Source organism: Micromonospora sp. DT229 (genome assembly GCF_049844505.1).
Classification (GTDB): Bacteria; Actinomycetota; Actinomycetes; order Mycobacteriales; family Micromonosporaceae; genus Micromonospora.
The window spans coordinates 144469-156348 of record NZ_JBNCLD010000013.1; the positions used below are offsets into that span (position 1 = coordinate 144469).

The window sequence follows — 11880 nt, forward strand, 5'->3', positions numbered from 1 at the left end:
TCGGGACAACACCTCTTCGGACGTCACCCACACCCCGTCCAGGGGTGTTTCCGTCGCTGATCAGGGGGTGGCGCGGCGGATGATCAGGTAGCTGATCACGGCCAGGGGCAGGGTCAGCAGGGCCGGCCAGCCGACCAGAATGGCGCCACCGGGCTGGTCGGCGAACCAGCCGACGATCGCCGACCACCAGCCCTGCCAGGTGATCAGCACCGCGGCGCCACCGAGACCCACCAGGGCCGCCGCCGACAGGGTGAGCATCCCGTTCATTCCCCAGCGCTTGAAGACCACGGCGATGGCGATGCCGAGGAAACCGAGCAGCAGGAAGGGGATGGCGAAGCCGAGGTACCGCAGGATCGGGTTCTCGACCATCAGGAAGGGGATGCCGAAGAAGCGCAGGTTCATCCCCCAGCCGTCGGTGGCCTCCTCGATCACGGCCAGCAGGTAGAGCACCGCCGCGTAGCTCACCGCCTGGGCGACGAAGTGGAGCACGTTGCCGAGGTAGAAGCTGCGGCGGGAGACACCCAGCCCCATGGCGAACGGGAAGTCCATGGTGATCGCGCTGATGCTGGCCACGAACATCACCACGTAGATGCTCATCAGGCCACCGGTGGTCGGCTCGAAGTCCTCCTCACCGATGGCACCGAACAGGGCCAGGTTGATCAGGAAGCTGAGGGCGAGGATCCCCCACGGCCAGCCGACCACGGTACGCCAGGCCACGAACTGCATCCGGGCGACGGTCAGGGTGCGGTTCATCCGACGACCTCCTTGTCGGCCGTGACGACACTGCCGGCGTCTGCCGCGGAGCGGTGCGTCGAGGTGGTCAGGCGTACGACGATGTCTTGCAGGGAAGAGGCGGTCAGGTCCACCCCGGCGGCACGGGCCCGGTCGCGCTCGGCCGACCCGAACTCACCGCGTACGGTGGCCCGCACCATCGCGCCGAGGCGTACCCGGTGCAGTTCGGTGCCGCCGCGGACGAACTCGTCGACCGCGTCGGCCGGCCCGGAGGCGACGACCACCTGGCCGCGCAACTCGTCGGTCTCGGCGTCGAGCAGCAGGCGCCCCTGGTCGATCAGCAGGACGTGCTCGATCAGGTCGCTGACCTCGTCGATCAGGTGGGTCGAGAGCACGATGGTGCGCGGATGTTCGGCGAAGTCGGCCAGGAGCCGGTCGTAGAAGATCTGCCGGGCCACCGCGTCCAGGCCCAGGTAGGGCTCGTCGAAGAAGGTCAACGGGGCCCGGGCGGCCAGCCCGACGACGATGCCCAGGGAGGAGAGCATCCCTCGCGACAGCTTGCGGACGTTGCGCTGCGGCGGCAGCCGGAAGTCCTCGACCAACTGCTGGGCGTACTCCTCGTCCCAGCCCGGATGGACCAGGGCGGCGGCCCGGAGTACGTGCTTGACGCGCAGGTTCGACGGGTAGGTCTGGCTCTCCTTGATGAAGGAGATCCGGGAGAGCACCCGCTCGTTCTCGTAGGGGTGCTCCCCGAAGACGGCGATCTTCCCGCTGGTGGCGAAGATCTGGGCGGTGAGGAGCTGCATCAGGGTCGTCTTGCCGGCACCGTTGCGCCCCAGCAGGCCGTAGATCCGGTTCTCCGCCAGCGTGAAGCTGACCCGGTCCAGCGCGACGACCTCGCCGTACCGTTTGGTGAGGTCGGTGACGGTGACCACCGGGTTCATCGGGTCTCCTCCCAGGTATCGATCATGTTCTTGAGTTCGGCCGGATCGATGCCGAGCTTGCGTGCCTCGGTCACCAGCGGTTGCACGTACTGCCGGGCGAACTCGTCACGGCGTCGCGCGCGCAGCTTGGCGCGGGCGCCGGAGGAGACGAACATCCCGATTCCTCGCTTCTTGTAGAGCGTTCCGTCGTCGACCAGCTTGTTGACGCCCTTGGCTGCGGTCGCGGGATTGATCCGGTGGAAGGCCGCCAGCTCGTTCGTCGAGGGCACCTGACTCTCCTCGGCCAGGGTCCCGTCCAGGATCGAGTTCTCCAGCAGCTCCGCGATCTGCTGGAAGATCGGCCGGCCGTCCTCCATCACTCCCCCGCCACACCATGTTGGTTGGCTGGTTCATTACTCATGTGACTAACCATGCAACCAAGGAGGCTCAATGTCAAGGTCGCCCGCCGGTGCAGAACCGGCGGGCGACCGTGGATCGATTGATCTCCGACTCCCGTCGAAGGCCGGCTACCTGCTCAGACGTACGGCGGCTGGGCATACGCGGCGCGCAACGCGGCCAGCCCGGGAGCCTTGGGACTCAAGGTGCCCCAGCCGGAGTTGAAGTAGTTGGTCCGGGCGAAGAACGGCCCCCGCTCCGCGTTGAGCCGGGCGATCGCGGCCGGCACGGTGGCGATCCAGGCCGCCTGGTCCGGGATCTCGGCCACCCGGACCCCCCACTCGGCGACGATCACCCGCCGGGACAGGGCCACCGGCCCCAGATCGGCCACCGCCCAGTCCTTGGTACGGCGGAACCGGGCCAGGGCGGTGTCCGAGGCGCTTGTCGCGTACACGTTCCATTGCAGGTAGTCCAGCCGCGACATCAACGACTCGGGATGGGTGCGCCTGAAGGAGGCCCGGTTGAAGCCCCCGGAACCGACCGAGAAGGTGCTCCCCGAGGGCAGCCCCTTGGCTCGGAACCAGTCGACGATGTACGTCACCGCCCGCACCGCCCGGGCGTCCGACTGCGCCCAGGTGTACGCCCTGCCGTTTTCGGTGGTGCCGAACTCGTTGTCGGTGTCCAGTTCGGAGGCGAGCTGGATGTTCACCCCGAAGCCCAGGGTCCGGTACTGCGACAGGGCCCGGGCGAACAGTCCGTCGCACTGCCCGGAGGTGACCTGGCCATAGCCGTACGCCCTCGGCCAGGTGGTCCCCGGGCGTTGCTGGATGGTCATCGTCGGTGCCGGCACGGTGTAGCGCACCCCGTCCACCGTGAAGGTCTGGGCCCGGGGGTCACCGGCTCCGTAGTACTTGAGTTCCAGCACCATGTTCATCTGAATGCCGGACCGGCCCAGGGTGATCAGCCACGGCCGGTTGTAGCCGGGGAAGATGTTGGCGTCGGCGAAGCTGCGGTACTGGGTCAGCGAGCGGAAGTTGCCGCCGGAGATGTCGGCCGTCGGATCGGCGTTGCCGGCCAGGTAGTAGCCACCGAGCACCGGCGGCAGGACGGTGTAGTCGGCTGCGACGGAGGCGGTCTGTCCGGCCGAGTCACGGACCGTGACGGTGACCCGGGGCATCAGGCCACCGCCCGGAACACGGCCACGGCACCGGTGTCCGACACCCGGGTCCAGGTACGTTCCGAGTCGTCCGTGACGGTCAGGGTCGGTGGGTCGATGACGGCGCTGACCGTGACCGGAGCGCTGCTGTTGCCCTGGTCGTCGGTGACCACCAGGGTGACGGTGACGGTCTTCGTGTCGGGGTCGCCGTAGGCGACCGTGAGCAGCATCTGGGCACCGGGGGCACAGGTCGTCGAATGGAGAGAGGCGGTCACGGTGGGAGCGGCCATGAGGCGCTCCTTCCTGATTTCGGGTCACCACGGCCAGCGGCAGGCCAGGGTCGGCGCGCGTCGACGGCCGGGATCGGCTGACACGCGGGGGGCGGAACCTGGCGGGCTGAGGGGTGGCGACATCGCTGTCGGGCATGATGCAGGCGATCCGGCGGAGGGCCTGCTGTCCCCGTACGGCCATGGAGAGTCGGATGTGGGCCCGCCATCCGCAGCCTCTTGACCTGCTACAACAGTGCATCGGGGCAGGCCCTGGCGTCCTGTCACCTTGCTGACACCGCAACGGAGGATTCCAGGTGAAGTACCTGATGTTGATCTATGGCAATGAGGAGATCTGGGGCAGCCTGCCCGGCGGCGACCTAGCCGCGTTGATCGGCGAGGTGAACGCCTTCAACGAGGAGTTACGCGCCCGGGGTGAACTGGTGGACGTGCAGGGGCTGGACGCGCCGGCCCGGTCGGTGCGGATGACCGGGGACACCCCGGTGGTCACCGACGGGCCGTATCTGGAGGCGAAGGAGTACGTCGGGTCGTACTTCGTGGTCGATGTCGACAGTGAGCAACGGGCATTGGAGATCGCCCGGTCGTACCCGGGTCTGCGGTTCGCCCCCGGCCTCGGTGGCGGCATCGAGATGTGGCCGTTGATGACCCGCGAGGGGGCCGACCACTGAGCCTCGACGAGGCCGCCGCCGAACTGCTGCGCCGCCTGTCCCCCCAGGTGCTCGGCGTGCTGGTCCGCCGCTACGGCGACTTCACCGGGGCCGAGGACGCCGTACAGGAGGCGATCGTCGCCGCCGTCGAGAGGTGGCCGCGCGGCGGCGTACCGGAGCATCCGTCGGCCTGGCTGCACACCGTGGCCGCCCGCCGCTACATCGACCAGGTGCGGTCCGAGGCCGCCCGGGTGCGCCGCGAGCGTACGGTGCTCGACAGCACCCCGCGTGACGCGCTGGTCGGCCCGCCCTCGGACGCCGACCCGCCCCGCGACGACCTGCTGGAGTTGTTCCTGCTCTGCTGCCATCCGGCGTTGCCGGCCGAGGCGCAGGTGGCCCTGACCCTGCGGGCCCTGGGTGGGCTGACCACGGCGGAGGTCGCGGCGGCGTTCCTGGTACCGGAGAAGACCATGGCCCAGCGGATCTTCCGGGCCAAGCAGCGGCTGCGTGAGGTGGGCGCCCGGTTCGAGTTGCCGCCGGAGGCGGAGCAGAGCACCCGGCTGGCCGTGGTCCGCCAGGTGCTGTACCTGATCTTCAACGAGGGTTACAGCGCCAGCAGCGGCCCGCGGTTGCACCGGCCCGACCTGACCCGGCGGGCACTGTGGCTGACCCGCCGACTGCACGACCGGCTGCCCGACGACGGGGAGACCACCGGCCTGCTCGCGCTGATGATGCTGACCGAGGCGCGGTCCGCCGCCCGGGTCGGCCCGGACGGCGAGTTGGTGCCGCTGACCGAGCAGGACCGTCGCCGATGGGACCGGAGGGCCATCGCCGAGGGCAGCGCGCTGGTGGAGCAGGCCCTGACCACCTCGACCCCGGGGCCGTACCAGATCCAGTCCGCGATCGCCGCCGTGCACGCCGAGGCATCGACCACTGAGGAGACCGACTGGCCGCAGGTGCTGGCCCTGTACGAGCTGCTGGAACGCCTGGCACCCAACCCGGTGGCGGCGCTGAGCCGGGCCGTGGCGGTGGGCATGGTGCACGGACCGGCCGCCGGGCTGGCCCTGTTGGCGCAACTGGAATCGGGCATCCTCGCCGGGCACCACCGGCTGCACGCCGTCCGCGCGCACCTGCTGGAGCTGGCCGGCGACCGGGCCAGCGCGGCAACGGCCTGGCGGCGGGCGGCGGAGCTCGCCGGCAGCGACCCCGAACGCCGGCACCTGCTCCGCCGGGCTGCCGCCGCAAGTGGCTCTGGTCGCGGTGCAGGGGTCACCAGGGCTCGGGGATGTTGACCGCCAGGCAGCGCTGGGTACCGAGGAGAGGCTTGTAGCAGGCGGACGCCTCCAGGTTGTAGCTGTGGTCGTTGCGGTGGAAGGAGGTGGTGCCGCCGTTGAGGCAGGTGCTGCCGCTGACAGTCGTCCCGCCGGTGACCTTCCCGCTGGCGCACGCCCCCTTCGCGCCGGCGGTCTTCTCCACCGTGTTCAGCGAGGAACGCAGATCCCCCACCTGGTGGACGCCGTATCCGATCAGGCTGACGCCGGATCGGGTGACCGTGTACTGGTACGCCGTGGAGGTGTAGTACGACCAGCTGGCCCCGGTCCCGACGGTGCGCAGCCCCGAATCGGTGGCCGAGCCGGGGATGAAGATGTAGAAACCCTTGTCGTTGGTGTTCGTTCCGTCGATCATCCGGTAGACGATCACCAACAGCCCCTGGTCGTAGCTGACCGTGTTGTATGTCAGGTAGCTGCCGTTACCGCAGGTGGTGCGGTCGGCGATGTAGCCGACACCGTACGCGTAGAGCATCACCCGGGCGCAGCGTCCGTCCGCCGCGGTGTCCTCGATGGTGCCGAGCGTGGCCGAGGTGCCGGCGTTGTCGGTGGCGTAACCGGTCAGGCGTACCCCGGGCAGTGTGCCGGAGTACTGGTAGGCGTTCGGGTGGTAGTAGCTCCACGAGGCCGACCAGCCGGTACCTGAGGGCAGTGCGAGCGCCGGCGTGGCGGGCAGCAGGGCAACAGCGAGCGTGGCGACCAGTGCGGCGGCCAGTGCGGCGGCCGACCGTCGTAGGGACAGTGTCCTCATCGGTTCCTCCGTCTTGAGGCACGAGTCCACGAGCAGTGGGTCTCTCACCGAATGATGACGGTCCACCCGGCGGCGCGAACGTCTCTGTCTCCAGGCAGACAGCGACGTCGCAACGAAGTCCAACCCGTCCATCGACCGATGCCGGAACCCGGCCCACCCCCGACCTGCCAGTGGTTCAGATCACAGTCGATCGCGGTAGTTGGCGTCGGTTCGGCTCCGATCCATCGGTGGCGGGCACCCGGGGCGGGTGCCGCGAGACCGAGAGGAACGAGATGACCAAGGTGACCGCGCAGATGTCGGTGTCGCTGGACGGCTGCTACGCCGGCCCCCGGCACGACGGTGACGGTGACTGGCTGCACTCGGCGGAGAGCCACGGCTTCTTCCGGGTGACCCGCTGGGCCACCGAGGCGATGTCCTGGCGGGAACGGCAGGGCTTCGCCGGTGGCACCCAGGACGTCAACTCCGACATCCTCGCCGAGTCGTTCGAGGCGGCCGGTGCGTACGTGATGGGGCGCCGGATGGCCGACGGTGGTGAGGTGCCCTGGGGCGACGAGCCGCCGTTCCGGGCGCCGGTCTTCGTGGTCACCCACCGGCCCCGCCCGACCGTGGTGCGCAAGGGCGGCACCAGTTTCACGTACGTCACCGACGGCGTGGCCAGTGCGGTGGCGCAGGCCCGGGCCGCCGCGGGTGGCAGGGACGTGGCGGTTTCCGGGGGCGGCAGCCTGGTCCGGCAGGTCCTGCGCGCCGGTCTGCTCGACGAGTTCGAACTGCACATCGCGCCGGTGGTGCTGGGCACCGGGATGCGCCTGTTCGACGCCGACCTGGACCTGGCCGAGTTCGAGGCGATCGAACTGACCCTCACCCGGGTCGTGACGGCACCGCAGATCACCCACATCCGGTACGCCGTGAACGGGCGGGCTCCCCTGACCCTCGACAACCGGGGCCGCAGCTAGGCGCGGTGGCGCGTCCGGCAGGGCTCCGGCGTCGCGGCCGGCAGGGCTCCGGCGTTGCGGACGCTCGGCGACACGGGGCGTCGAGAATCCGCGTCCGCGCCTAGAGTGACGACAATCGTCGTCCAAGGAGGTGCGGTGTCCGAGCAGCCACCGGTCGAGCCGTCCCCGGATGCCATCGGGGAGTCCCGCGAGGCCCCTGCTCCGACCGAAGCCGTCCCGGCGGATCCCGCCGGGACGGCACCCCGCCTGCTGGTCGTACCGGCCGTCGGAGGGCTGCCGTCCATCGTGTGGCCCGGTCCGGCCGACCAACCCGCCTGGGCGATCCCGGTGCAGGTGCCACCCGGCACCCGGGGCTACGCGATCTTCCTCCCGCTGGTGCAGGAGGGCGAGGCCGCCACCGTCGCCGCGCCGTCCGGACAGGGTGCGTCACCCGCCGCCTCAGGGGCGGCGTCCACGCCCACCGGCTCGACGTCGGCTCCGCCGTCACCGCCCGCCGCACCGGCTTCCGCGACGATGCCGGCCCAGCGGACACCGACCACCAGCGCGCCGGTGGCCCCGACGCCGAGCACGACCACGCCGGCCACCGCGGCGGCCTCCACCGCGTCTACACCGGTCAGCGCGTCACCGGCACCGTCCACGGCCGCACCGGCTGCCGAAGCACCGCCGACCACTGCACCGGCCACGACAACCTCGGCCGCCACCACCGGCCAGCCCTCAGCCGCCGGCCAGCCCGCGCCCGCCGGTCGGCCGGTGGCAGCAACGCCGGGTGCACTCCCGGCTTCGTATCCGCCGCCCGGTCCGGCGTATGCCTTCAAGCCGACGCCACCACCACCGACGTTCTTCGACCGGGTATGGCCCGGCCCGCAGACGACCAGCCACCCGGCCACCCCGCTGGCCGTGCTGGTCGGCGCGCTGGGAGTGGCGGCCTTCGTGCCGTTGGGTCGTACCGGCATCGGCTGGTTCCTCGGTGGGCTGGTGCTCACCGTCGCGGTCGTCGTGGCGGTACGGCAGCACACCGCCGAGCTGGCCCGTGCCGAACGGTGGGTCCGGGCCGGTTGGGCCGGTGCCGCCGTGGCGCTGCTCGCCGTGCTGGCCTTCCGCAACGCCTGGTGGCTGGTGACCTTCTGCGTGCTGGGGGCACTGGGCTGCGCCGCCCTGGCCATCGTCGGTGGGCGGCGGGTGCGGTCGATCCTGTTCAGTGTGGTGGCCGCACCGATCGCCGGGCTGCGCGGGCTGCCCTGGGTACGCCGACACCTACGGGCGCCCGGCAGTCCCGGCAGCGTACGCCGGGTGGTCGGTTCGGTGGTCGCGACCGTGATCGTCCTCGTGGTGTTCGGTCCCCTGCTCTCCTCCGCCGACGCCGCCTTCTCACAGGTCCTCGGTGCGCTGCTGCCCGAGGTCAGTGTCAGTGGGGTGTTCCGGTGGCTGTTCCTGGCGGCCGTGGGCGGCCTGATCGCGGTGGCCGCCGTCTACACGCTCGCCGCACCCCCGGATCTGTCCGGGGTGGACCGGCCCACCGGCCGTCGGGTCGGCCTGCTGGAATGGGCGCCGCCGATCGCCGCGCTGACCGCCCTGTTCGGCGGCTTCGTGGCGGTGCAGTTCACCGTCCTGTTCGGCGGGCAGCGGCATGTGCTGCGGACCACCGGGCTGAGCTACGCCGAGTACGCGCGCAGCGGCTTCTGGCAACTGGTCGTGGTGACCGTGCTGACCCTGGCGGTGCTCGGCGGGGTGACCCGGTTCGCCCGCCGGGACCGGCACCTCGACCGGGTGCTGCTGCGGGTCCTGCTCGGCCTGCTCAGCGCCCTGACCGTGGTCATCGTGGTGTCCGCCTTGTCGCGGATGTACACGTACCAGAAGGTCTACAGCTTCACCGGCGAGCGGATCTTCGTGATGGCCTTCGAGCTGCTGCTCGGGGCGGTCTTCCTGATGATCCTGGTGGCCGGCGTACGCTGGCGCGGCGACTGGATCCCCCGGCTGGCCACGGCGCTCGCGGTGGTGCTGCTGCTGGGTCTGGCGGTGCTCAACCCGGAGGACTACGCGGCCCGGCGCAATGTCGACCGGTATCAGGAGACCGGCCGCATCGACGCCTGGTACCTGCGCGCCCTCTCCGCCGACGCCACCCCCGCCCTGGCCGCCCTGCCCGATCCGGTACGCCGTTGCACGCTGAGCTGGATCGCGGACGACCTGGCCGAACCGGACCCCTGGTACGCCTGGAACCGGGGTCGGGACCGGGCCCGGGCGGTGCTCGACCGACTGGGGCCGGAGGCGATCGGCAACCAGCGCGACTGCCGCCGCGCCGACCAGTTCGACCTGCCGAAGACCCGCCGCTGACGGAGGTTAGTCGGATGCCGACCAGCCGAATGCTGTCGTGGCCGCTTGCCGGTTGTCTGCTCCTCGCCTCGGCCGCCTGCACGGCCGGGGATGCCGACCCTCCGTCGACCTCGGCGCCGTCCCCAGGCGCCCCCAGCAGCGTCCCGTCGAGTGATCCCGGCGACGGGCAGGCACCGTGTGCCGTCGCTGTCGACGCGCTGCGGGAACCACCGGACGGTTATCGGATCGTGGGTGCGGACGTCGCGGTGCCCGAGCGGGAGGTGCTCGAAGCCCACGAGTCGGAGAAACCGGATCCGGCGGCCCGGCTGTTCGCCAAGTGGGGGCTTGTCGTACGCGTCGGCGCCGTGGTCGAGCTGCGGGTGGGGGCTGGCTGGGAGGACCGGGCCCGGGTCGGTTGGGGCAGCCAGGAGGAACCGGCCGTCAGCGTTCAGGTGCGGGCCTGTGCAGACGACGACCGGGCCCGGTGGCTGGCCTTCGTCGGCGGCACCTGGGTCGCGGAGCCGACCTGCCTGCCACTGACGATCCGGTCGCAGGGGCAGACATCGCAGGTACGGCTCGGCGTCGGCGTTCCGTGCGACACCTGAGGTCAGCGTCCTGCCAGCGGCTCCATCCGGTTCCATCCGACCCAGCCGCGCTCGCGCATCAGGTCCCGTAGCCGCTGCACCCTGGGGTCGGACTCCACGGCCAGGGCGTCGACAAGGTCATTCGGCAACTCGTCGTACGTCTCCTCGCTATCACTTGAACTAGCCATGCTTCCTGCCAGAAGCGCCATCAAGCGCACTATGCCGATCAATCGATCCGTGAGAATCTGAATCCTTCGCGTGATCGCACGGCTACCTACGGCTACCACCGCTGGAGGCGCGCATGGCCCAGATGTCGCTCTTCGGTCCAAGCGAAGCCGGACCTGACCCGAAGCCGGTCGACGACCGCATCGTTCGGCTACAGCTCCTGATCACTGTGAAGGCCGCACCGAACCCCTCAGAGAAGTACGGAGAGACAGTCTGCGTAGCGGGGCTGCGGACGGATGTGTTGAGACCGACGTGGGTCCGTCTATACCCGATCAACTTCCGGCATCTCGACAGCGACGAGGCGTTCAAGAAGTACGACATCGTCTCCGTTGACGCCAAACCCGCACGGCAGGATCAGCGACGCGAGAGCTGGAAGCCGATCATGGACAGGATCCAGAAGGAGCGCCATCTCGACGGTTGGAGGTCGCGACAGCCGTTGCTTGACCCGGCTGTCGAGGACTCGATGTGTCGCCTCAACCGCGAGGCGCAGGATCACGCAGACGCGCAGTCCCTCGCCCTCGTGCGCCCGAGGGAGGTTCGCGCTCTCAAGGTCACGCCGCACCCCGGCTGGAACGATGACGAGCAACGCAAGATTGAGGCGTACGCGAGCCAGCCGGATCTCTTCAGCGGCCGGACCAGGACTCCGTTGCAGGCACCCCGCTTCAAGGCTGCGTACCACTACCGCTGCCACGAACCCGGATGCAAAGGTCACAAGCAGCACGTCATCGACTGGGAACTGGTGGCGCTACAACGCCGACTCGCTGACCACTCGGATGCTGCTCTGCGGGAGGCTCTGGAAACCAAGTTTCTGGAGGAGATGTGCGCGCCAAACCGTGACGTCGCCTTCTACGTCGGCAACCAGGCCAAGCGCGTGCAAGTCTTCAGTGTGCTGGGCGTGTACTGGCCGAAACGGTAGGTATCCGGCCTTCGAGCGCGCGCATCACGACCTGGCGGTGGCACCGGCTTTCATCCGCCTCGAAACAGAGCAGCGCCACCAGCTCGCGCTGTGCCCTCTCGGCGAGCGCGTCGAGCGCCGCCGCCGACTCGGCGTGGCGCAGCCGAGAGGCGTACGCCGCTCTCGCGGATCGCAACTCCTCGGGGTTGCCACCAAATCCGGGGCGGTTCTCCTTCGGGTTACCTAGTTCCCGGCGGTGCTCGTAAACGATGCCTTGCGCAGCGAGTGCCTGGTTGAGGGCCGACTTGCTGAAGCCACGCTTGCGAGAGATCGGCGTCATCCGGACATCCACCAGGCGCGTGACGCCCATGTCTGCGAGGTCGGTCACGAACTCATCGATGGAGCGGCCCTCGTAGCCGACACCCAGGATACCGGGCCGGTGACTCACAGCTAAGGTAGCGCTCATCGGGACACCCTTTCATGACTCGTCTGCCAAGACCATCGATACGACCGAGAAAGGCACCGCCCTGCACACCTGCGAACGGAAGCCACCGCAGATCGTCGACCACGTTGCCAGAGCCCTCGTCACGGCAACGGCGGCCTTGGTCGAGCTCGTCTGGGCCTGACCCGGTTTGACGGACATCCCAGCTCAGAGGGGCTGTGTGCTCCTCGGGAGGATGTTCATCATGGAAG

General features: G+C 69.8%; 15 protein-coding genes. 6 read left to right on the top strand and 9 right to left on the bottom strand.

Annotated features, from left to right (window positions below; all coding sequences use genetic code 11):
* Nucleotides 1-60 precede the first annotated feature (60 nt).
* The 5 genes from ACLQ2T_RS20630 to ACLQ2T_RS20650 form a co-directional block, all read right to left on the bottom strand.
* On the bottom strand, nucleotides 61-753 hold the full coding sequence (locus tag ACLQ2T_RS20630; RefSeq protein WP_425767979.1) for an ABC transporter permease: 693 nt from the start codon (nucleotides 751-753) through the stop codon (nucleotides 61-63).
* Nucleotides 750-1676: an ABC transporter ATP-binding protein gene (locus tag ACLQ2T_RS20635; protein ID WP_425767980.1), complete on the bottom strand. Its 927-nt coding sequence runs from the start codon at nucleotides 1674-1676 to the stop codon at nucleotides 750-752. The genes ACLQ2T_RS20630 and ACLQ2T_RS20635 overlap by 4 nt, the downstream gene beginning before the upstream one ends.
* Entirely contained in the window at nucleotides 1673-2032 is a 360-nt protein-coding gene (locus tag ACLQ2T_RS20640; protein WP_327024590.1) for a GntR family transcriptional regulator, read from the bottom strand. Before ACLQ2T_RS20640 ends, ACLQ2T_RS20635 begins: the two co-directional genes overlap by 4 nt.
* Nucleotides 2033-2190: 158 nt before the next feature.
* Complete coding sequence (locus tag ACLQ2T_RS20645) at nucleotides 2191-3228, bottom strand: hypothetical protein (protein WP_425767981.1); 1038 nt, start codon at nucleotides 3226-3228, stop codon at nucleotides 2191-2193.
* A complete protein-coding gene (locus ACLQ2T_RS20650) occupies nucleotides 3228-3497 on the bottom strand; it encodes a hypothetical protein (protein WP_425767982.1) in 270 nt (89 codons plus the stop codon). Before ACLQ2T_RS20650 ends, ACLQ2T_RS20645 begins: the two co-directional genes overlap by 1 nt.
* A gap of 293 nt (nucleotides 3498-3790) precedes the next feature.
* On the opposite strand from ACLQ2T_RS20650, the gene ACLQ2T_RS20655 reads away from it, so the two are divergent.
* Nucleotides 3791-4162, top strand: a complete 372-nt coding sequence (locus tag ACLQ2T_RS20655; protein WP_425767983.1) for a YciI family protein — start codon at nucleotides 3791-3793, stop codon at nucleotides 4160-4162.
* Entirely contained in the window at nucleotides 4126-5433 is a 1308-nt protein-coding gene (locus ACLQ2T_RS20660; RefSeq protein ID WP_425767984.1) for an RNA polymerase sigma factor, read from the top strand. Before ACLQ2T_RS20655 ends, ACLQ2T_RS20660 begins: the two co-directional genes overlap by 37 nt.
* Here the strand turns inward: ACLQ2T_RS20660 and ACLQ2T_RS20665 are convergent.
* On the bottom strand, nucleotides 5411-6220 hold the full coding sequence (locus ACLQ2T_RS20665) for a hypothetical protein (protein WP_425767985.1): 810 nt from the start codon (nucleotides 6218-6220) through the stop codon (nucleotides 5411-5413). The genes ACLQ2T_RS20660 and ACLQ2T_RS20665 overlap by 23 nt on opposite strands.
* Before the next feature lie 272 nt (nucleotides 6221-6492).
* On the opposite strand from ACLQ2T_RS20665, the gene ACLQ2T_RS20670 reads away from it, so the two are divergent.
* On the top strand, nucleotides 6493-7173 hold the full coding sequence (locus tag ACLQ2T_RS20670; protein ID WP_425767986.1) for a dihydrofolate reductase family protein: 681 nt from the start codon (nucleotides 6493-6495) through the stop codon (nucleotides 7171-7173).
* Between the two features lie 353 nt (nucleotides 7174-7526).
* On the opposite strand, the gene ACLQ2T_RS20675 is transcribed toward ACLQ2T_RS20670, so the two are convergent.
* Complete coding sequence (locus ACLQ2T_RS20675; protein WP_425767987.1) at nucleotides 7527-7874, bottom strand: hypothetical protein; 348 nt, start codon at nucleotides 7872-7874, stop codon at nucleotides 7527-7529.
* A 49-nt stretch (nucleotides 7875-7923) separates the two neighbouring features.
* Here ACLQ2T_RS20675 and ACLQ2T_RS20680 point away from each other — a divergent pair, with 49 nt between their 5' ends.
* Nucleotides 7924-9504 (top strand): DUF4153 domain-containing protein, encoded by a 1581-nt coding sequence (locus ACLQ2T_RS20680; RefSeq protein ID WP_425767988.1) that lies wholly within the window; start codon nucleotides 7924-7926, stop codon nucleotides 9502-9504.
* Nucleotides 9505-9518: 14 nt separating this feature from the next.
* Nucleotides 9519-10088, top strand: a complete 570-nt coding sequence (locus ACLQ2T_RS20685; protein ID WP_425767989.1) for a hypothetical protein — start codon at nucleotides 9519-9521, stop codon at nucleotides 10086-10088.
* A 2-nt stretch (nucleotides 10089-10090) separates the two neighbouring features.
* Here ACLQ2T_RS20685 and ACLQ2T_RS20690 read toward each other — a convergent pair whose 3' ends face one another.
* The gene (locus ACLQ2T_RS20690) at nucleotides 10091-10255 is read right to left on the bottom strand and encodes a hypothetical protein (protein ID WP_425767990.1); all 165 of its coding nucleotides are present in this window, start codon (nucleotides 10253-10255) and stop codon (nucleotides 10091-10093) included.
* Between the two features lie 113 nt (nucleotides 10256-10368).
* On the opposite strand from ACLQ2T_RS20690, the gene ACLQ2T_RS20695 reads away from it, so the two are divergent.
* Nucleotides 10369-11208 (top strand): hypothetical protein, encoded by an 840-nt coding sequence (locus tag ACLQ2T_RS20695; protein ID WP_425767991.1) that lies wholly within the window; start codon nucleotides 10369-10371, stop codon nucleotides 11206-11208.
* On the opposite strand, the gene ACLQ2T_RS20700 is transcribed toward ACLQ2T_RS20695, so the two are convergent.
* Nucleotides 11174-11653: a DUF488 family protein gene (locus ACLQ2T_RS20700; RefSeq protein WP_425767992.1), complete on the bottom strand. Its 480-nt coding sequence runs from the start codon at nucleotides 11651-11653 to the stop codon at nucleotides 11174-11176. The two genes, ACLQ2T_RS20695 and ACLQ2T_RS20700, sit on opposite strands and share 35 nt — an antisense overlap.
* Between the last annotated feature and the right edge of the window lie 227 nt (nucleotides 11654-11880).